Here is a 19,336-nt window from a genome sequence, read left to right as displayed (position 1 = left end):
GCATGGGCCCGGTTGGCATGGAGCCGGCGGCACGTTGCGTGCCGTCGGCCCCAGCTGTCCGGTTACCTTGGCCTTGCGGCCTTCTCGCGTTACTGGATCAGGCCGGCTTCGCGGGCGATCTCGCGCATGTTGGCGATGCGCTGCTTGATCGACTCATCCAGCTCCGCGCCGGCGAGGTTCAGCGGCAGCAGGCCCTTTTCCTTCTGCAGCTTGGCGAAGTCCTCGCTGGCATAGGCCGCCTTGAACTTCTCGACCCACGCATTGTAGGCCTCGTCGGAGACGTTCTTGCCCATGTAGAAGCCGCGCAGGATGGTCCACTCCGCGTCGTAGCCCTGCTCCTTCACGGTCGGAATGTCGGCGAAGGGCGCGTCGAGGCGCTCGTCGGACATCACGCCCAGGATGCGCAGCTTGCCGGTGCCGATATGGGAGACCATCTCGCCGACGTCGCCCATGTAGACCTGGATGCTGCCGCCGAGCAGCGCCGCGATGGACTCGCCGCCGCCGTCGAAGGCGACGTAGCGCATCTTCTTCGGATCCTGCTCGATGGCCCGCAGCAGCAGCGCGCCCTTCATCCAGTCCTGCGAACCGACCGAACCGCCGGCACCGAAGACGATGGACGAGACATCGGCCTTCACCGCATCCATCAGGTCGGACAGCTTCTCGAACGGGCTGTCGGCACGCACCACGACCGCGCCGAAGTCGGCGCCGGCGGTGGCGAGGAACCGCACGTCGTTCTCGGTCCACTGGCCGTACTTGCCGGTGGCGATGTTGAGCAGCGAGCCGGAGGAGAACGCGACGATGGCGTTCGGGTCGTCGGTGCGGGTGGTGTTGAACAGGTTGATGGCCACCGCGCCGATGCCGCCCGGCATGAAGCTGACCTGCATCGGGGTGTCGAACTGGCCCTGCAGGCCGGTCTGGGCGACGCGGCAGGTCAGGTCGAAGCCGCCTCCCGGCTGCGCCGGCGCAATGCACTCGGGCTTGGAGATCTCGGCGGCGAATGCAGGGGTGGCGAGGCCGGCGGCGATGAGCGCCGCGGCCGCGGTCTTGAAGAGTTTCATGTAGTCCTCCCGGTTGTCGCACGAAACGGGCCGCAGCGGCGGCGCCGTTCATGGATCAGCGACACTAGGCCGCCTGGCTGACCGGAGCTTGACCCGTCGCTGACGCGACGCTGACAGGAAACCCTGCGGCAACGGTTTTTCTTCCCGCCGATCACCGCTTGCACTAATCAAGTGGGATGCGGATCGTTCTTGTGGAGGACAATGACGAACTTGCCGAAGCGATCATCGATCGCTTCCGGGGGGAAGGTCATGCCATCGACCGGGAGGCGGATGGCGAGCAGGCGAGCGAGCTCCTGCGCTACAAGACCTTCGACCTCATCCTGCTGGACGTGAACCTGCCCGGCCGCAACGGCTTCGAGATCCTCCGCCAGCTCCGCCTCAGCGGCAACCACACGCCCGTCATGCTGCTCACCGCCCGCTCCGAGGTCGACGACCGCGTCGTCGGACTGGATGCGGGTGCCGACGACTACATCGTCAAGCCGTTCGACCTGCGCGAGCTCGCCGCCCGCTGCCGGGCGCTGGCCCGCCGCCGCGCCGGCGAATCCAGCAACCTGTTCATCGCCGGCAACTTCACCTTCGACCGCGCCGCCAAGCGCGCCACCGTCGACGGCCAGGACGTCGACCTGCGCCACCGCGAGGTGCAGCTGCTGGAGGTGATGATCGGCAATATCGGCCGCGTCCTGTCCAAGGAGGAGGTCGCCGACAAGCTCTACACCTTCGAGGAAGTGCCGACGCTGAACGCCGTCGAGCAGACCATGACCCGGCTGCGGCGCAAGCTGGAGGGCGCGGCCTTCTCCATCCGCACCATCCGGGGCCTGGGCTATATCGCGAGCGTCCGCGACGAATGACGCTGCCCCCGCCCCTGGTTGAAGCACGCACCGTCCCCTATTCGCTGCGCCGGCGGCTGACCGTCGGCATGGTCGCCGGGTTCCTGGCGATCCTCGTCGTTCTGTCCATCGGCCTGTGGACCTACGCGCGCAACGCCGCCAACCAGACCTACGACCTGCTGCTGGCCGGCTCGGCCATCGCCATCCTGGAGCGCATTTCGCCGACGCCCGACGGGCTGATCGTCGACATCCCCTCCTCGGCGCTGGAGATCGTTGGCCTCGCCAAGGAGGACCGGGTCTTCTACCGCGTCTTTCGCCTCGGCGGCAGCACGCTGACCGGCGATGCCGAGCTGCCGCTGCCGCCGGGCGGCGTGCGCGCCGGCGACCAGCCGCGCTTCTTCGATGCCCCCTTCAGCCGCGAGGTCTCGCGCTTCGTGCTGCAGGGCAAGCTGATCATCGAGCCGACCGGGCCGGACTGGATCATGCTCCAGCTCGGCCACACGCGCCGCGCGCGCGATGCGATGCAGATGGACCTTTTCTCCAAGGGGCTGGCCGGCCTCGTCGCCATCGCCGTGCTCGGCCTCGTCTTCATGCGGCTCGGCATCAACCGGGCGATGGCTCCGCTCGCCGGCATCGAGGCCGACATCCGCGGCCGCGAGCCCTCCGACATGACGCCGCTGGACGCCAAGCCGCCGCGCGAGGTGGAGGGGTTGATCGGCGCGATCAACGACTTCATGGGCCGGCTCGTCACCAGCAAGGAGCACGCCCAGTCCTTCATCGCCGATGTCGCCCACCAGATGCGCACCTCGCTCGCCGCCCTGCAGGGGCAGTTGCAGCTGGCCGCCGAGCAGGACGAGCCCGAGCGCATGCGCCAGCGGCTGGAGCGCGCCTCCGAGCAGGCGACGCGCACCATCCGCCTCACCAACCAGCTCCTGTCGCATGCCATGGTCACCCATCGCGGCATCGACGAGCCGGTCGAAAAGATCGACCTGATGCCGCTGATCCGGGCCTCGGTCGAGGAGTTCCTGCGCCACCCGGAGACCGAAGGCATCGACATCGCCGTGCTGCACGACGACCTGCCGGCCGGCTCCGCCCTGCTCATCGCCGATCCGGTGGCGCTGCGCGAGGCCCTGCGCAACCTGCTCGACAACGCAACACGGCACGGACCGAAAGACATCCGTATCGACATCGGCCTGTCACGTACCCGGATCGACGAGCGCGAGGCCCTGTGCATCTCGCTGGACGACAGCGGTCCGGGCATTCCGGCGGCCGAACGCGAAAAGGTGCTGGAGCGCTTCTATTCGCTGAACCGGGCCGGTGGGGGATCCGGCATCGGGCTCAGCATCGTCAACGCAGTGGCGCGCAGCCATGGCGGCCGGCTCGCCCTTTGCGACAGCCGGCTCGGCGGGTTGCGTGTCGAGCTGGACCTGCCGGTCGACGGGCCGGCGTGATGTGAAAGGGGGCGACCGGCGCGAGCGAACCAGCGCCGGCACCCGACAGGGAACGGAAACGGGAACGGGAGGAAGACGGGCATGACGCTTGCGTCCCTTGCCATGACACGCATCGCCGCCGCGCGCCGCATGCTTGCCGCCGCGCGCGGCGTGGCAGCGCTGGCCCCCGCCGTGCTCGGCGCTGCAGCACTTGCCATGGCCGGCATCGGCCCCGCCCGGGCCCAGACCGTGCTGACCATCTACAGCGCCACCGACACCTCGGCGATGACGGAGGTGATCGCCCGCTTCGAGGCGACCCATCCGGCGGTCAAGGTCGAGTATGTCGAATACAACACGTCCGAGCTTTACGAGGCCATCGCCTCGCATCGCCATTCGGTCGACGTGGTGATCAGCTCCTCGATGGACCTGCAGGCGAAGCTGGTGAACAGCGGCGATGCCTACGCCTTCAGCCCACCCAATGCCGATGCCCTGCCCGAATGGGCGCGCTGGCGCGGCGAGCTCTACGGCTTCACCTGGGAGCCGGTGGTCATGGTCTACAACAAGAAGGCCTTCGCCGACCGGCCGCTGCCGCAGACCCGTTCCGAGCTTGCCGGCATGATCCGCGACGACCCGGATTTCTTTCGCGGGCGCGTCGGCACCTACGACATCCACCTGTCCGGCGTCGGCTACCTCTTCGCCACCCAGGACGCCCAGCGCGGCTACCAGTTCTCGCGCGTCGCCGAATCCTTCGGCCGCGCCCGCGCCCGCACCTTCTGCTGCACCCGCGACGTGCTCGACCGCGTCGCCAGCGGCGAGCTGGTCTACGGCTACAACATGATCGGCTCCTACACGCTCGGCGTCGCGCGCAACGACGAGCGCATCGGCTACTACCTGCTCGACGACTACACGCTGGTGATGAGCCGCACCGCCTTTATCCCCGAAACCGCGCCGAACAAGCGGGCCGCCGTTTCCTTCGTCAATTTTCTCCTGTCCCCGCAAGGCCAGGCCGCCCTTGCCTCCTCGCCGGAACTTATCCCCCTCCTGCCCGAGGCGAACGCCGCCTCCGGCCATAGCGGCGTGCCGGGCACCGAAGGGCGCTCGCTGCTGCCCATCCGGCTCGGCACCGGCCTGCTCACCTATCTCGACCGGCTGAAGAAGGAGGCCTTCCTCGCCGACTGGTCGGCGGCGATGCAGGTCGAAAGCGCCTCGCAGTAGAGCGCGGGGATAAACGGCAAAAGGCCGGCCCGGAGGAGCCTTCGGCCGGCCTTTTCGCGATTTTGGGCATCTTGCGACGCCCGACTCCAAAAAAACGCGATTTCGAGACGGAATTTTGCAAAATCCGTCTCAATCTCGATATCGCCTGCAAGCCCTTGTCATGACAGAAGAAAACGCTCAGAGAGCCTCGATCCGCGCACCATTTTCGCCGTCGAAATAGTGCAGGTCCGCAAGCTCGTAGTCGAGGCTTATCCTCTCGTTCGGGCGCAGCGCCACGGTCGGCGCCAGCCGGGCCGTCAGCTCCTGGCCGCCGAGCCGGCAGATCGCCATCGTGTCCGAGCCGAGCGGCTCGAACACCTCGACCACCGGGGCGATGGCGCCCCCCTTGTCCCCGGCAAAGGCGAGATGCTCCGGGCGGATGCCGACGTCCAGCCGCGCCCCGTCGGCAGCCGCCACCTCGCCCAGCCGCAGGGCCGCATCGCCCACCCGCAGCACCGGCGAACTGCCTGATCTATCTACATTTCCGCTGAACACATTCATCTGCGGCGAGCCGATGAACTCGCCGACGAACCGGCAGTTCGGCCGGCTGTACAGCTCGATCGGATGGCCCTGCTGCACGATTTTACCCCCGCGCAGCACCACCACCCGATCGGCTAGCGTCATCGCTTCCGTCTGATCGTGGGTGACATAGACCGTCGTGGTCTTCAGCATCGCGTGCAAGCGCTTGATTTGCGTACGCATTTCGACGCGGAGCTTGGCATCGAGGTTCGACAGCGGCTCATCGAACAGAAACACCGCGGGCTTTCTCACGATGGCCCGGCCCATGGCGACGCGCTGGCGCTGGCCGCCCGAAAGCTGCCCCGGCTTGCGGTCGAGATAGGCCTCGATCTGGAGGATACGTGCCGCCTCGCGCACCTTCGGCTCGATCTCGGAAGCCTTCAAGCCCCTCATTTTCAAGCCGAATCCGATATTCTCGGCCACGCTCATATGCGGGTATAGCGCGTAGTCCTGGAACACCATGGCCACGTCCCGGTCGCGCGGCTCCACATCGTTGACGACCCGCTCGCCGATCTTCAGGACGCCGCCCGAAATCTCCTCAAGCCCGGCGATCATCCGCAGCATCGTCGACTTGCCGCATCCCGACGGCCCGACGAAAGCGACGAATTCCCCGTCCCTGATGTCCAGGCTGACCCCATGGATCGCCCGCACCGACCCGTAGTCCTTGACGATCCCCTCCAGCCGGATATCCGCCATGGCCCTCTCCCTTGACCGCCCGCTTCTACGGGGCTTGCATTATCGATAATTTGGATGTTATCGATATCGATAATGAAGCGCAACCCCGGTCGGTAACCCCGACGGGCGGAGCGAAAAAGGGTCGCCGGCGCACGGTCGGCGACAAGCAGGGAGCCGCTGTCTGATGGCCGTTGAGAGCTTCTCGACCGCATCCGTGATGGATCTTGTCCCCCGTCAGTCGAGCCGGCGCAGCCATGCCGTCTTCGTCGCCTTGCAGAAGGAGATCGTGCTCGGTGAGCTCCCCCCGGACTCCTCCCTGACCGAGATGGAACTGGCCCAGCGCTTTCAGTGCAGCCAGAGCACGGTGCGCGAGGCATTGATGCAGCTGTCCGAGGAAGGGCTGGTCAAGCGCCTGCCCCATCGCGGCACGCTGGTCGCCCCCTGCCGCGCCGCCGATGCCCGCGCGCTTATCAACATCCGCCGCGAGGTGGAGTGCACCTATCTGGAAGAGGTGCTGCGCAATTCCGGCCGTGGCCTCGTCGGCCAGCTGCACGACGAGCTGAACGCCATGCGCAACGCCGCCCGCGACGGCGACGAGTATCGGCTCTCGGTGCATGACCGCGCCTTCCACACCACCTTGTTCGCGGCCGCCGACCTGCCGCTGGTGGTGCCGATCCTGACCCGCTGCCTGATCCACAATCACCGCTACAAGATCATGAACTCCCAGCCGAACCGCGCGCTGGAAGAGACGGCCGAGCGGCATGTCCCCATCATCGACGCGCTCAAGGACGGCGATCTGGAGCGCCTGCGCACCGTGCTCGGCCACCACATTTCCACCATCGTCGATTTCGGCCCCGACCTGACCGAGGACGCCGGAGCATGACCCCGCGCCGCCAGCCCAGCCCCGCCATGCGCGCCGTGCTCGACCGCCTAGCGCAGGAAGATCGCGGCCTTGCCGACCCCACGACCCTGGAGCCGCAAGCCGGCCGGGCGCTTGCCGCGCTTACCAATATCCGCTGGAACGAGGACCTGCCCCCCGTCGCCGAAAGCCGCACCCTGATGCATGCCGGGCTGCCGGCGCGTCTCGTCGTGCCGGAGGGCGATACGGGGCGCGACGCGATCCTGCACGTCCATGGCGGGGGCTGGGCCTTCTGCTCTGCCGCAACCCATGAAGGCGCCGCCCGGCGTATCGCCAATGCGACCGGCGCGCGCGTGCTCACCGTCGAGTACCGCCTTGCCCCCGAGCATCCCTATCCCCATGGGCTGGAGGACGTGCTGGCGGCCTGGGCCGCGCGCGACACGGACCTTCGCTGGTCGATGGCCGGCGACAGCGCGGGCGCCAACCTGGCGCTGGCGGCGATGCTGCGGCTGATCGAGGAAGGTGGGCTCCTGCCCGCCCAGGCGCTGCTCTTCTACGGGGTCTACGGCGCCGACTTCGCCACCCCGTCCTACGAGTTATACGCGGACGGACCGGGCCTCACCCGGGCGAAGATGCAGCGCTACTGGAACTGGTACGCGGCCCGCGAACTGCGCGACCGGCCGGCCGTATCCCCGCTGGCGGCAAGCGATGCGGCGCTCGCCGCCCTGCCCCCGCTCTATCTCAACGCCGCCGGGCTCGACCCCCTGTGCAGCGACACCGAACGACTGGCCGCGCGCCTTCGCGCGCTCGGCCGAAACGACCCCTTCGACCTGTTCGAGGGCGTCGTCCACGGCTTCATGCAGATGGGGCCGGCCCTGCCGGAGGCGCGCGACGCCTTCCAAAGGGCCGGCGCCGTCTTCAGGAAACGGGCCGGCTGAGGAGCGGCCTGAAACTCCAGGGAGGAACCAAACCAATGAAAATACTCAGGAAAATCACTGTAGCCGCCAGCGCCCTGACGCTGATGGCCAGCCTTGCCCATGCCGACAGCACCGTGCGCTTCTGGTATCACTTCGACAATGCCGACAACCCGATGAACGAGCTCGTCGCCGAGTTCGAGAAGCAGAATCCGGGCATCAAGGTCGAAGCCGAGAACATTCCCTGGAACAGCTACTACGACAATCTCTACACCGCGATCATCGGCGGCAACGCTCCGGACGCGGCGATGGTCAAGATGTTCGCCCAACCGCGCCTCGTCGAGATGGGCGCGCTGGAGCCGATCGGCGCGCGCATCGACGCCTGGGACGGCAAGACCGGCCTTGAGGACAACCTGCTGAACCTCACCAAGGCCGCCGACGGCGAGACCTATTATCTCCCCGTCCAGTACGTCGTGCTCTACCTCTACTATCGCCAGGACATGCTGGACGAGCTCGGCCTCAAGGTACCGGCGACCTGCGACGAATTCCGCGATGTCGCCAAGGCCTTGACCCGCGACACCAACGGCGACGGCTCGCCGGACGTCTACGGCTTCGGCTTCCGGGGCGGCAAGGGCGGCCACGACCACTGGGCGAGCCTTACCCTCTCCCACGAAGGCGTCAGCCTCGAAGACGGCCTGACCTCCGAGGCGGGGATTGCCGGCACACAGTACGTCGTCGACCTCTTCCGCCAGGACGGCGTCTTCCCGCCCTCCGCGCCCAATGACGGCTTCCAGGAAATCCTCGGTGCCTTCAAGGCGGGCAAGACGGCGATGACCATCCACCACATCGGCTCGGCCAACGGCATCGTCGAGGTGCTCGGCGACAAGGTCTCGGCCGCGCCGGTGCCCGAATGCGGCGGCGGCCGCTGGACCTCCTTCGGCGACGAGAGCACGGCGGTCCTCTCCTCGGCCTCCGACAAGGACGCGGCCTGGAAATGGATCTCCTTCCTCTCCTCGCCGGTCAACAACGCCAGGTTCAACGAGGCGACCGGCCAGCTGCCGGTGGTCAAGTCGGATGCCGAAAGCTGGTCCCTGCACCCGCAGCGCTTCGTCAAGGCGACGGTGGACTCCCTTCCCTTTGCCCACCTGCTGCCGAACGTCTCGCAGACCTCCGACTTCGTGAACACCGTCTGGCCGGTCAACATGCAGCGCGCGCTGACGGGCGAGATCACGGCCAAGGAAATGAACGAGAAGATCGCCGAGCTCTACGCGAAGTAAGCGCGACTATCCCCTGACAGCGACGGGCGGGGCGCAGGCCGCCGCGCCCGTCGCCTTCCTGGAGCCGCCGGCACCCGACCGGGTGCGGGCACGCGGCTCCGGCATTCTGGAACCGATCAGTTTTCAGGGCTTTTGGCCGGGTTCGGCCACGCCCGCTGATCCAGCCGACGGCCAGACCATGACCGATACAATCGTTCCCGATGCCGGGCCGACCGGGCGCCCGCTCGGCCGGCGCGTGCTCCCTTACGCCATGTTGTCCCCGGCGGTGCTGGTGACACTGGCCATCGTCTTCTTCCCCATGGTGCAGACCGCCTGGATGAGCCTGCACGACTACGTGCTGTTCCGCCCGAACCATTTCGAGTTCATCGGGCTCGACAATTTCCGCAAGGCCTTGGCCGACGAGGTGTTCTGGATATCCCTGCAGCACACCGCGATCTGGATCGGCATCACGATCCCGGCGCAGGTCCTGCTCGGCCTCGCCACCGCCCTGCTGCTGAACCAGGACTTTCCCTGGCGCCCGCTCGCCCGCGCGCTGATCATCATCCCCTGGGCCCTGCCGTCGGTCGTCATCGCCCTGATGTGGGTGTGGATCTACGACAGCAACTACGGCTTGATGAACGACTTCCTGCTGCGCCTCGGTCTCATCGAGCAGGCCGTGCCCTGGCTCGCCCGGCCCGACACCGCGCTCGGTGCCATCATCCTCACACTGACCTGGCAGGGCTTTCCGTTCTTCGCGGTCATGATCCTCGCCGGTCTGCAGTCGATCCCGCGCAGCTATTACGAGGCAGCCGCCATCGACGGGGCCAGCACCTGGCGCCAGTTCTGGCACATCACCCTACCCGGGATCTCCGGCGTCCTGGTGACGGCAATCCTGCTGCGGATGATCTGGGTCGCCAATTCCTTCGACGTCATCTTCGTCATGACCGGCGGCGGGCCGGGCTACAGCACCTACACCCTGCCGCTCTACGCCTTCGTCAAGTCCCGCACCAATCTCGACTTCGGCTACGGCTCGGCGCTGGCCGTCCTGTTCACCCTGCTGCTGATGGTGGTCGTGCTCGTCTACCTGCGCCGCACCGGAAAGGCGGTGAGCCGATGAGACTGCGCAAGCTCCCCCTGTGGCGGCGGATCCTGACCGTCGACCTGCCGATGCTGGCGATCCTGGCCTTCACGCTCGGCCCCTACGCCTGGATGTTCCTCACCTCGGTGACGCCGGAAGCCAGGCTTTTCGTGGAAGGTCCGTCGATCCTCGGCGCGACGTTCGAAAACTATGCCCGCCTGTTCCGCACCGTCGGCTTCGGCCGCAACCTGCTCGACAGCCTGATCGTCGCGGGCGGCACGGTGGTCGTCGGGCTGTCCCTGTCGATCACCGCCGCCTACTCGTTCTCGCGCTTCGAGTTCCGGGCCAAGCGCCTGTTGATGATGCAGTTCCTGCTCATCAACATGTTCCCGCTCGTGCTGCTGATCCTGCCGCTTTTCGTGCTGATGCGCGTGCTCGGCCTGCTCGACACACACGCGGCGCTGATCATCGCCAACTCGACCATCGCCATCCCGTTCTCGGTCTGGATGATGGTCAGCTACATGAACGGCATTCCGCGCTCGCTCGACGAGGCGGCGATGACCGACGGTTGCTCGCGGCTCGGCGCCCTGCGCCGGGTGATCCTGCCGCTCTGCGCGCCGGGCATCGTCGCGACCGGCATCTACATCTTCATCACCGCCTGGAACGAGTACCTCTACGCACTGACCCTTGGCGGCCGCAACGTGCGCACCATCACCGTCGCTGTGCAGACCCTGATCGGCGAATACGAGGTCCAGTGGGGCCTGCTCACCGCCGGCGGCATCATCGGCGCCATGCCCGCGACCGTTCTCTTCCTGCTCGTCCAGAAACGCCTCATCTCCGGCCTCACCCAGGGCGCGGTGAAGGGCTGAGACTCGAAAGGACCCTCCCCTTGAAGAACCCGATTGGCATCATCTCCATGCAGTTCGTCCGCCCCTTCACGGGCGCCGACCTGCATCACTTCGCAAGGGCGGCGAAGCTCGGCTTCGACTTCGTCGAGCTGCTGGTGCCCGAGCCCGAGGACGGGCTCGACCTTGCCGAAACGCGGCGCGCCGCCGAGGACGCCGGCCTCTTCCTGGTGCTGGCAGCGCGCGTCTCGCCGACCCGCTCCATCGCCTCGGACGACCCCGCCAACCGCCAGGGCGGGCTCGACTACCTCAAGCGCTGCGTCGATGTCGCAGAGGGCCTCGGCGCCCGGATGATCGGCGGTCCGCTCTACGGCGAGCCGATGGTCTTTGCCGGCCGTCCGCCCGTGCCGCGCAGCGATGCCGACATTGCGGCCCGCGCCGAGCGCACCGTCGAGGGACTCAAGCAGGCGGCGGCCGTTGCCCGCTCCGCCGGCAAGGTGCTGGCGCTGGAAGCACTGAACCGGTTCGAAACCGACGTGATCTCGACGACACGGCAGGCAATCGAGGTGGTCGACGCAGTTGGTGATGCGGGCCTCGGCCTGATGCTCGACACGTTCCACATGAACATGGAGGACCGCTCGATCCCCGACGCGATCCGCGCCGCCGGCAATCGCATCGTCCATTTCCAGGCCAACGAGAACCATCGCGGCCACCCCGGCACCGGCCATATCGACTGGCCGGCGGTGATGCGGGCCCTGCATCAGGTCGGCTACACCGGCCCGATCTCGCTGGAGCCCTTCCGCCGCGCCGACGACCGGGTGGCGCTGCCCATCGCCCATTGGCGCGCACCGCGCGAGGACGAAAGCGCAAAGCTGATGGCCGGCCTCGGCGTCATCCGCAACGCGCTGGCGCTGGCGGAGGTCGACCAATGATCAATATCGGTTGGATCGGCTGCGGCCGCCACGCGCGGCAGATGCTGCTGCCGCAGCTGGGCCGCAACGGCTTCCGCATCGCAGCCCTGTGCGACCGCGATGCGGCCGCGCTCGGCGAGGCGGCGACGAATTACGGCGTCGCCTCCCTGCACAGCGACTACCGCGACCTGATCGCCCAGCCGGGTCTGGATGCCATCGGCATGGCGGTCGGGCCGGAGCTGCACCGGCTCGCCTCCATCGCAGCGCTGGAGAAAGGCCTGTCGGTCTTCATGGAAAAGCCCCCGGCAGCCGATGCAGCCGGCGCGCGCGAGGTCGCGGCAGCCTCACAACGGGCCGGCAAGCCGGTGATCGTCGGCTTCATGAAGCGCTACTCGACCGGCAACAGGATCGCGCGCAACGTTCTGGACGCAGGCAGCTTCGGCAAGGTGCTGGGCATCACCGGCAGCTACATGACCGCACCGACCTATTTCGTCGGCGAGCCGGACTATACCGGCTTCTTCCTGCATCACTGCGTCCACTACATGGACCTCATCCCCTGGTTCGCCGGCGAGGACTTCGGCGACATGCTGGTGCGCTCGGTAAGCCCCGCGCCCGGCAAGCTGCTGCTGCATGTCAACTTCACCACCAGGGGCGGCACGATCGGCAATGTGGTGATGGGCACGGTGCAGTCGCGCGGCACGCCCATGGAAGAAATCCGCATCATGGGCGACCATGCGCGGCTGGAGATCGACAACATCATCAATGTGCGGCTCTACCGCGATCCGCCGTTCAAGGCGGACGACCCGGCCGCGACCCTCGATCCGGCCTGCGACACGCTGTCCTGGACGCCGAATTTCACCGCCGCCGCCAACGAGGACCACAAGGGCTATGCCGCCCTTCTGGCCGACACGGCGCGGGCCCTGCGCGGCGAGCAGGCGAACGCGCCGGGCATCGAGGCCGGCGTCCTCGCCATGGAGCGGCTGGAACGAATGATCGCGCAGATTTCCTGAAAAAAAACGCGCGTGAAGCGAAGGCTCCACGCGCGGTTCCACGCCCTGTCACGCGGCAGGCGCCACTCCGTAGATCTCGCGGGCGGCCTGTGGCGAAACGAAGCCGTTGCGGACATCCTCCAGAACCGCGTCCCGGTTGCGCTGCTTCGGGTCGCCGAAGCCGCCACCACCCGCCTCGTGGATGGTCAGCGTATCGCCCTGCGCCAGCACGTAACGCCCCTTCGGGTGAACCACCTCCCCGTTGATCGAGATCTCGCGCAGCTTGCCCGGTTCACCGCCCAGCATGCCGAGCGGGGGGAACTCGGTCCGCCCCGACAGGCAGGAAACGGTGAGGGGATAAGGCGACTCGTTGCGCAGCACGATCTCCTGACCGAGGCCGCCGCGGAACTCGCCCGCACCGCCGCTGTCCGGCAGCAGCCGTTTGGCGAGGACCGTCATGCTGGTCAGCCGCTCCCAGACCTCGATGGGGATCGAGGTCATGTTGGAGGGTGATGGCGTCGTCGGCGCCCCGTCGATCCCCTTCAGCGCGCCGAACCCGCCACAGGCAAAGAAGATGCTGGACACCTCCCTGCCCTCGCGATTGCGCCCCTGAACGTTGATCAGATTGAGCATGCCGGAATCCGCCTGCACCCTGTCAGGCATGACGCTGGCCAGCGCCCCGAAGATCAGCGGGGCGACGTAGTGGCCGATGACGTGGCGCCCGCCCGTCGGACTGGGATGGACGGGATTCAGGATCGAGCCTTCGCGCGCCGTCACCTCGACCGGCGTCACCGACCCCAGATTGTTGGGAATACCCGGCGTGGTCAGGCATTTGATGGCGTAGCAGGCCATGGCGTGGGTGTAGCAGACCGGCACGTTGATCGCCGAAGGCACGGCATCGCAGGAGCCGGAAAAGTCGATCCGCGCGCGCCCATCGGCGATATGCACCGCGCAGGCGAGCCGAACGGTCTCTTCCACGCCCTCGACAAGGATCGCATTCTCGTAGCATCCGTCCGGGATCTTGCGCAGTTCCTCCCGGATCGCAGTCTCGGACTGCGAGATGATGACATCGGCAATATCCGAGATGTCGTCGATCCCGTATTCGTCCATGAACTCCAGCAGCATGCGTCCACCAACCGAGGTGGCCGAGGCATTGGCCATCAGATCGCCAATGGTCTCTTCCGGTGCCCGCACGTTGCAACGGAACAGCTCGAGGATCAGCTCCGAGACCTGCCCCTTCTCCATCAGCTTCAGCACCGGCAGGCGCAGGCCTTCCTCGTAGACCTCGCGGGCGACCGCCGAGAACCCGCGCCCGCCGATATCCGGCAGGTGGCTGATGCTCATGCAGTAGCCGACGATCCGCCCCTCGCGGAAGACCGGCTGCATGACGTTGATGTCGAACATGTGCCCGGTGCCGAGCCAGGGATCGTTGGTGATGACGACGTCGCCGGGCGACAGCGTCTCGGGCGGAAACCGCTTCAGCATGTGCTGCAAGGTAGCGGGCGCAGTTCCGGTGAAGGACGGAACGCTGTAGCTGCCCTGTGCCAGCATCCGGCCGCGCCCGTCGAACAGCATGCAGGACAGGTCGTAGCTTTCACGCACATTGGTGGAGAAGGACGTCCGCACGAGGGTGTTGACGATCTCGTCGGTGATGGAGATCAGCCTGTCCCAGTAAATGCCGACGGCGATGGGGTCGATCTTGCTCATGTCTTACCTGATTTCGATTACGAGGTTCATGAAAGGGTCGACGGTCAGATGGTCGCCGGGCCCCAGGACGCAGGTCGATTCCCGCTCCTCGATGAGGGCCGGGCCGCTGACCTGATCGCCGCTCGCCAGCGCGTAGCGGTCATAGACCGGGCAGTCGACGAAGCCGCCCGCGTCCGGGAAATAGGCCTTGCGGCTGCCTTTCAGCGCCACCTCGCCCTCCGGCTCCTGAAGCACCCGGTAGGTCTGGTGCTGGGCCGCCAACGGTCCATAGGCCTCGATCTTCCAGTTGAGGATCTCGATCGGCCGCCCGGGCAGTGTCATGCCGAAGATCGCCGCATAGGCCTCATTGAAGAGCTGCGGCAGTGCGGCGTGGAGGCACTGCGGATCTCCTTCGTCCGGTAGTGCCACTTCCACCTCGTAACCCTGGCCGCTGTAGCGCATGTCGAGACGGCGGCGAAAACGGATCGCCTCCGGCGCGACGCCACCGGTCGCAAGGACTTCGGCGGCCTCGGCCTCCAGCTCGGTGCAGATGGCAGCGAGATCGGCCGGGGCGAGCCGGTCGATGCCGATCTGGCGAGAGCGCACCACCTCGAAGGCCGGCGGACTGCTCAACAGACCGAAGGCGGACATGACGCCGGCACCGGCCGGGCAGATGACCTTGGGGATCTTCAGCTTGCGGGCGACGCGCACGCCATGCAGCGGACCCGATCCACCGAAAACCACCATGCTGGAACGGCGATAGTCGATGCCTCGCTCGGACGCATGGACGCGAAAGGCCCGCGCGACGTCCTCGTTGATGACCTCATGCATGCCCCACGCGGCCGCCACCAGGTCGACATTCAGCTTTTCGGCGACATGATCGCCGATTGCCTTGCGCGCTGCGGCTTCATCCAGCGCCATCTTTCCCCCGAGAAAGGAGCCCGCCCCGAGATAGCCGAGCAAGAGGTTGGCATCCGACAGGGTTGCTCGCTCGCCGCCACGGCCGTAGCAGGCCGGCCCCGGATCCGCGCCCGCGCTGCGCGGTCCCATTGCCAGCGTCCCGCGCTCGTCGGTTCCGGCAAGGCTGCCGCCGCCCGAGCCGATCTCGATCATGTCGATGACCGGGATCTTGGCCGGAAGGCCGCTGCCACCCTTGAATTCGTGAACCCGCGCCACTTCCATCTCGTAGCGCTTGATCGGCGTGCCGCCGCGAATGATGCAGCCCTTGGCGGTCGTACCGCCCATGTCGAAGGCAAGGACGTTGCGCTCGTCGAGCACCTTGCCGACATGGGCCGACATCAGGGCGCCGGCCGCCGGCCCCGACTCCAGCAGACGGATCGGGAACTCACGGGCGATGGAACTCGCCAGCGTGCCGCCGCTGGAACTCATCACCAGGAACTTCCCGGTGAAGCCGATTTCGCCGAGCCCGGCCTCGAGCCTGGCCAAATACCGGTCGACGATCGGCTGGACATAGGCGTTCATGCAGGTCGTCGTCCAGCGCTCGTATTCGCGCGGATAGGGAAAGACGGTCGAGGACAGGCTGACATAGAGTTCGGGGAAACGCTCGCGGATCCAGCCGGCCACCAGGCGCTCATGCGCGGGATTGGCGTAGGAGTTCAGGAAACACACGGCCACCGCCTGAATGCCCTGCTCTTCCACCAGACGGGCAAGCCCGGCCTCCAGTCCCGCGCGATCCGGAGCGGTGACGACGCTGCCATCGTCGCGGATGCGCTCTCGCACCTCCAGGCGCTGGTTGCGCGCCACCATGGGCTGCGGGAAGGCGATGCGCATGTCGAACAGGTCGTAGCGGCGCTCCAGCGCGATATCGAGCACGTCCGAAAAGCCTTCGGTTGTGACGAGCGCCGTCGGCACGCCCCGCCGCTCGATCACCGCATTGGTGACGAGCGTCGTTCCGTGGGAGATGGCGGAGACCTCGCTCATCGCGATACCCGCGCTCTCGGCAATGGCAACGACACCTGCCAGAACCGACCGGGACGGCTCGTCCGGCGAGGTCAGCAGCTTGTGGGTGATGGCGGTGCCGGCTGCATCGTCGAAGAGAGCCAGATCGGTGAAGGTGCCGCCGATATCTACTCCGATACGGTATGTCATTCGTCATCTTGCCTTTCATGCGTGTTGGCGAGGTGCGCCAGCGCCTGCAGCGCCTGGTCGACCGCCGAATGGGTGATGTCGCGATAGGTGACGAAGCGGACGAGGTCCGCCCCGAAGGGGATGGCGAGAACGCCCTCCCTCGAAAGCCGCTGGCAGAACGCTTGCGGACCTCCCCAACGGGGCGCCAGACGCAGCAGGACAATGTTGGTGGGCACTGGAGGATCGACCGGCATCAGGCCGGGAAGACCGCGACAGCCTTCGCGCAGCCGGGCGGCAGTCTCGTGATCGGCGCCCACCTCCCCCCAGTTTTCCAGCGCCACGAGACCCACCGACGCGATCATGGAAACGGGCCGCATTCCGCCACCGAGCCGCTGACGGATCCGCAAGGCCTCGCCGATGAAGTCGCGGGGACCGGCAAGCATTGCGCCAGATGGTGCCCTCAAACCCTTGTTGAGACTGACGGCAACAGACGAGGCCTCCGCAGCCAGTCGGGCCGGCACCTCGCCGAGCGCAACGGCCGCGTTGAAGAGGCGGGAGCCGTCGAGATGCAGATGGGCTCCAGCCTGCCGCGCAACCTCTGCGACCGCCGCCACATAGGTGCCGCCGATGGCATTGCCTCCGCCCCGGTTGTGGGTGGTCTCCAGTGCAAAAAGACGCACCGAAGAGCGCTGTGCATCGGTGGGCGGAGCGCTGGCTGCCCGCCACTCGGCAAGGGCCGACATGCCGTACTCTCCGGCGAGCCCGCGATACTCGACCCCTGCGACCGCCGCATGCCCTCCGGCCTCTGACGTCGCCAGATGGTTGGTCGCATCACCCAGAACGGTGTCGCCCGGCCGGGTCCAGGCGATCATCGCCGCAAGGTTCGCCATGGTGCAGGTCGGGAACAGGAGGGCATCCTCCTTGTCCAGAAGCTCCGCTGCATGGGTTTCCAACCGCCGCTGCCAGCGATCATCCCGCAGACCGAAGCCGTTGGGAGAAAGTGCCGCCTCGACCATCGTCTTGGCCATGCGCGCGCAAGGGCGCGACAGGAAGTCACTCCTGAAGTCCAAATACGTCATTGTACTTGCCTTTGTTGCGTATCAGCCGGCCGTGTGCGGCAGCCAGAGGACGATCTCCGGCACTGCGTAGATCAACAGGCAGAACACCACGATGATCAGCGCATAGGGCAACGAGGAGTAGGCGATCTTCTCCAGGGAGACCTTGCCCGCTATCGACTGGATCGCGAACAGGTTCAGTCCCATCGGCGGGGTCAACTGCCCGAGCTCCATGAACAGGACCATGGCGATTCCGAACCACACCAGATCGAAACCGGCCCCCAGGATCGCCGGCAGCAGGACCGGCACCGTCAACAACATCATCGAGATGCCATCGATGAACATGCCGAGCACCGTGAACAGCGCCATGAGGCAGAGGAAGAAGACGAAGGGCGACAGGTCCAGCACGGCAATGCCTTCGGCAAGCGCCCGCCCCACTCCCGACAGGGTCAGTGCATAGCTCAAAACCTGCGAGTTCATCATGATGAAGAGGACCACGGTCGTCGTCATCACGGTGCTTTTCAGCGCCTCGCTGAGCACCGCGATGCTGAGCGTCCGGCTCTGGAGGGACAGAAGCATTGCCAGAAGCGCACCGAGTCCGCCCGCCTCCGTCGGCGTGACTATGCCGAAGTACATGCCGCCGATCACCGCCAGCACGAGGAGGATGACCGGGCCGCAGTCGCCCAATGCACGGGCAATGTCCCGACCGCTGCGCGGCTCGCTGTCCGGGCGCGGTGCCAGCGTCGGGTTGAGCCAGGTCCGGACCCAGATATAGGCCATGAAGACAGCGGCAAGCAGCAGCCCGGGCACGACACCGGCCATGAAGAGGTCGATCAGCGGCGCCTGCACGGAGGAGGCATAGATGACCAGCGGAATACTGGGCGGGATCAGGATCCCGAGGCACCCGCCCCCGGTCAGGCTGCCGAGGTTGAGCGTATCGCTGTAGCCGCGCTTGCGCATTTCCGGCAGCGCGATGACGCCGATGGTCATGGCGGTCGCGGTCGACGATCCGGAGATCGCCGCAAAGATCGCGCAGCCGGCGATGTTCGACTGGGCTAGCCCACCCCGCACCCGGCCGATCAACGTCGTAAGGCCGGAATAGAGCCGAGCTGAAACCCCGGACCGGGCAATGATCTCGCCCATGAAGACGAAGAGCGGCACCGCTGCGAGCGTGAAGGAGTCCAGCGTGTTCCACACGATGTCACCCAGCGTCGGCCAGAAGCGGCTGCCGCCGACCAGCGTCACACCGACGATGCCGACGAAGCCCATCACGGAGCCGATGGCGACGCCGAAGAAGAGCAGCGCGAACAACAGGGCGCCGTAGATGGCGAAAGCGACTTCCCAGCTCATGCCTCGCCCCCCTCGCCGCGACGCAGGCCCGCGACCGCGTGGACCATCAATTGCAGGTAGACGAGGCAGAGCAGCCCGAAGCCGAACGGCAGCACCGCCTGGACGACCCACAAGGGCGTGGCGGAAGGCTGGATCGACACCGTGCCGAAGCGATAGTTCATCGCCACCAGTCGATACGTCGCGTAGGTCAGCAAGACCGAGGCTGCCAGCCCGACCAGGCCCCCAAGAACGGCGGCCAAACGCTGCCCGACGGGGGAAAACCGCCGCGAAAATGCATCGACGGAGATGAACTGCCCGGACCGAAGCGCCTGACCGAAGCCAAGCAGGCAGATCCAGACAAGGGCATAGCCGCCGTATTCGTCCGCGACCAGGGTTGAGGTGTTGAAGACGTAGCGCGATATCACCTCGACATTGATGAGGATGACGAGCGCGACAACCAGCAGACAGGCGGTGAGCATCATTGCACGGGACAACCCGTCAATGGCTTTGTCGATCGGGTGCAACATGGGAAACGATCGGCTCCGTCGGAAGGATCGGGAGCC

The 19,336-nt window shown here is 66.7% G+C and carries 17 protein-coding genes; 10 read left to right on the top strand and 7 right to left on the bottom strand.

Going from position 1 to position 19,336, the window contains the following annotated elements; all coding sequences use genetic code 11:
- Positions 1–89 precede the first annotated feature (89 nt).
- Entirely contained in the window at positions 90–1,058 is a 969-nt protein-coding gene (locus ACVJ6E_RS07455) for a tripartite tricarboxylate transporter substrate-binding protein (protein WP_120267712.1), read from the bottom strand.
- 176 nt (positions 1,059–1,234) lie between these two features.
- Between ACVJ6E_RS07455 and ACVJ6E_RS07450 the strand changes: the two genes are divergently transcribed.
- The 3 genes from ACVJ6E_RS07450 (at position 1,235) to ACVJ6E_RS07440 (ending at position 4,530) form a co-directional block, all read left to right on the top strand.
- Positions 1,235–1,906 (top strand): response regulator transcription factor, encoded by a 672-nt coding sequence (locus tag ACVJ6E_RS07450; RefSeq protein ID WP_067215689.1) that lies wholly within the window; start codon positions 1,235–1,237, stop codon positions 1,904–1,906.
- A complete protein-coding gene (locus tag ACVJ6E_RS07445) occupies positions 1,903–3,336 on the top strand; it encodes a sensor histidine kinase (RefSeq protein ID WP_120267711.1) in 1,434 nt (477 codons plus the stop codon). Before ACVJ6E_RS07450 ends, ACVJ6E_RS07445 begins: the two co-directional genes overlap by 4 nt.
- Before the next feature lie 81 nt (positions 3,337–3,417).
- On the top strand, positions 3,418–4,530 hold the full coding sequence (locus ACVJ6E_RS07440; RefSeq protein ID WP_120267710.1) for an ABC transporter substrate-binding protein: 1,113 nt from the start codon (positions 3,418–3,420) through the stop codon (positions 4,528–4,530).
- A gap of 177 nt (positions 4,531–4,707) precedes the next feature.
- Here ACVJ6E_RS07440 and ACVJ6E_RS07435 read toward each other — a convergent pair whose 3' ends face one another.
- Positions 4,708–5,784, bottom strand: a complete 1,077-nt coding sequence (locus tag ACVJ6E_RS07435) for a sn-glycerol-3-phosphate ABC transporter ATP-binding protein UgpC (protein WP_120267709.1) — start codon at positions 5,782–5,784, stop codon at positions 4,708–4,710.
- A 163-nt stretch (positions 5,785–5,947) separates the two neighbouring features.
- Between ACVJ6E_RS07435 and ACVJ6E_RS07430 the strand changes: the two genes are divergently transcribed.
- From ACVJ6E_RS07430 to ACVJ6E_RS07400, 7 genes are all read left to right on the top strand, one after another.
- On the top strand, positions 5,948–6,646 hold the full coding sequence (locus ACVJ6E_RS07430) for a GntR family transcriptional regulator (RefSeq protein WP_120267708.1): 699 nt from the start codon (positions 5,948–5,950) through the stop codon (positions 6,644–6,646).
- Positions 6,643–7,560 (top strand): alpha/beta hydrolase, encoded by a 918-nt coding sequence (locus ACVJ6E_RS07425; protein WP_120267707.1) that lies wholly within the window; start codon positions 6,643–6,645, stop codon positions 7,558–7,560. Before ACVJ6E_RS07430 ends, ACVJ6E_RS07425 begins: the two co-directional genes overlap by 4 nt.
- A gap of 35 nt (positions 7,561–7,595) precedes the next feature.
- A complete protein-coding gene (locus ACVJ6E_RS07420) occupies positions 7,596–8,813 on the top strand; it encodes an ABC transporter substrate-binding protein (protein WP_120267706.1) in 1,218 nt (405 codons plus the stop codon).
- A 178-nt stretch (positions 8,814–8,991) separates the two neighbouring features.
- Positions 8,992–9,909 carry a carbohydrate ABC transporter permease gene (locus ACVJ6E_RS07415; RefSeq protein WP_120267705.1) on the top strand — a complete coding sequence of 306 codons (918 nt, stop codon included), beginning with the start codon at positions 8,992–8,994 and terminating at the stop codon, positions 9,907–9,909.
- The gene (locus tag ACVJ6E_RS07410) at positions 9,906–10,739 is read left to right on the top strand and encodes a carbohydrate ABC transporter permease (RefSeq protein WP_120267704.1); all 834 of its coding nucleotides are present in this window, start codon (positions 9,906–9,908) and stop codon (positions 10,737–10,739) included. The genes ACVJ6E_RS07415 and ACVJ6E_RS07410 overlap by 4 nt, the downstream gene beginning before the upstream one ends.
- A gap of 20 nt (positions 10,740–10,759) precedes the next feature.
- Positions 10,760–11,647 carry a sugar phosphate isomerase/epimerase family protein gene (locus ACVJ6E_RS07405; RefSeq protein ID WP_120267703.1) on the top strand — a complete coding sequence of 296 codons (888 nt, stop codon included), beginning with the start codon at positions 10,760–10,762 and terminating at the stop codon, positions 11,645–11,647.
- On the top strand, positions 11,644–12,636 hold the full coding sequence (locus ACVJ6E_RS07400; RefSeq protein WP_120267702.1) for a Gfo/Idh/MocA family protein: 993 nt from the start codon (positions 11,644–11,646) through the stop codon (positions 12,634–12,636). Before ACVJ6E_RS07405 ends, ACVJ6E_RS07400 begins: the two co-directional genes overlap by 4 nt.
- Before the next feature lie 48 nt (positions 12,637–12,684).
- On the opposite strand, the gene ACVJ6E_RS07395 is transcribed toward ACVJ6E_RS07400, so the two are convergent.
- From ACVJ6E_RS07395 to ACVJ6E_RS07375, 5 genes are read right to left on the bottom strand one after another with little or no spacing between them, the layout of a single operon-like run.
- A complete protein-coding gene (locus ACVJ6E_RS07395; RefSeq protein ID WP_120267701.1) occupies positions 12,685–14,322 on the bottom strand; it encodes a hydantoinase B/oxoprolinase family protein in 1,638 nt (545 codons plus the stop codon).
- Positions 14,323–14,325: 3 nt separating this feature from the next.
- Complete coding sequence (locus ACVJ6E_RS07390) at positions 14,326–16,410, bottom strand: hydantoinase/oxoprolinase family protein (RefSeq protein ID WP_120267700.1); 2,085 nt, start codon at positions 16,408–16,410, stop codon at positions 14,326–14,328.
- Positions 16,407–17,468: a GntG family PLP-dependent aldolase gene (locus ACVJ6E_RS07385; RefSeq protein WP_120267699.1), complete on the bottom strand. Its 1,062-nt coding sequence runs from the start codon at positions 17,466–17,468 to the stop codon at positions 16,407–16,409. The genes ACVJ6E_RS07390 and ACVJ6E_RS07385 overlap by 4 nt, the downstream gene beginning before the upstream one ends.
- A 21-nt stretch (positions 17,469–17,489) precedes the next feature.
- Positions 17,490–18,794, bottom strand: coding sequence for a TRAP transporter large permease (locus ACVJ6E_RS07380; RefSeq protein WP_120267698.1), 1,305 nt, complete (start codon positions 18,792–18,794; stop codon positions 17,490–17,492).
- Positions 18,791–19,300: a TRAP transporter small permease gene (locus tag ACVJ6E_RS07375; RefSeq protein WP_120267697.1), complete on the bottom strand. Its 510-nt coding sequence runs from the start codon at positions 19,298–19,300 to the stop codon at positions 18,791–18,793. Before ACVJ6E_RS07375 ends, ACVJ6E_RS07380 begins: the two co-directional genes overlap by 4 nt.
- Between the last annotated feature and the right edge of the window lie 36 nt (positions 19,301–19,336).

It is taken from the genome of Stappia sp. G46H5W, from assembly GCF_058448995.1.
Note: the sequence above shows the minus strand (reverse complement) of the source record. Positions and strands in the feature narration are given on the sequence as shown.

Coding starts and splice junctions, on each gene's coding strand:
- ACVJ6E_RS07400 (WP_120267702.1), top strand. CDS start 11,644: ATGATCAATATCGGTTGGATCGGCTGCGGCCGCCACGCGCGGCAGATG.
- ACVJ6E_RS07375 (WP_120267697.1), bottom strand. CDS start 19,300: ATGTTGCACCCGATCGACAAAGCCATTGACGGGTTGTCCCGTGCAATG.
- ACVJ6E_RS07430 (WP_120267708.1), top strand. CDS start 5,948: ATGGCCGTTGAGAGCTTCTCGACCGCATCCGTGATGGATCTTGTCCCC.
- ACVJ6E_RS07385 (WP_120267699.1), bottom strand. CDS start 17,468: ATGACGTATTTGGACTTCAGGAGTGACTTCCTGTCGCGCCCTTGCGCG.
- ACVJ6E_RS07415 (WP_120267705.1), top strand. CDS start 8,992: ATGACCGATACAATCGTTCCCGATGCCGGGCCGACCGGGCGCCCGCTC.
- ACVJ6E_RS07445 (WP_120267711.1), top strand. CDS start 1,903: ATGACGCTGCCCCCGCCCCTGGTTGAAGCACGCACCGTCCCCTATTCG.
- ACVJ6E_RS07390 (WP_120267700.1), bottom strand. CDS start 16,410: ATGACATACCGTATCGGAGTAGATATCGGCGGCACCTTCACCGATCTG.
- ACVJ6E_RS07425 (WP_120267707.1), top strand. CDS start 6,643: ATGACCCCGCGCCGCCAGCCCAGCCCCGCCATGCGCGCCGTGCTCGAC.
- ACVJ6E_RS07440 (WP_120267710.1), top strand. CDS start 3,418: ATGACGCTTGCGTCCCTTGCCATGACACGCATCGCCGCCGCGCGCCGC.
- ACVJ6E_RS07410 (WP_120267704.1), top strand. CDS start 9,906: ATGAGACTGCGCAAGCTCCCCCTGTGGCGGCGGATCCTGACCGTCGAC.
- ACVJ6E_RS07380 (WP_120267698.1), bottom strand. CDS start 18,794: ATGAGCTGGGAAGTCGCTTTCGCCATCTACGGCGCCCTGTTGTTCGCG.
- ACVJ6E_RS07455 (WP_120267712.1), bottom strand. CDS start 1,058: ATGAAACTCTTCAAGACCGCGGCCGCGGCGCTCATCGCCGCCGGCCTC.
- ACVJ6E_RS07395 (WP_120267701.1), bottom strand. CDS start 14,322: ATGAGCAAGATCGACCCCATCGCCGTCGGCATTTACTGGGACAGGCTG.
- ACVJ6E_RS07435 (WP_120267709.1), bottom strand. CDS start 5,784: ATGGCGGATATCCGGCTGGAGGGGATCGTCAAGGACTACGGGTCGGTG.
- ACVJ6E_RS07420 (WP_120267706.1), top strand. CDS start 7,596: ATGAAAATACTCAGGAAAATCACTGTAGCCGCCAGCGCCCTGACGCTG.
- ACVJ6E_RS07450 (WP_067215689.1), top strand. CDS start 1,235: ATGCGGATCGTTCTTGTGGAGGACAATGACGAACTTGCCGAAGCGATC.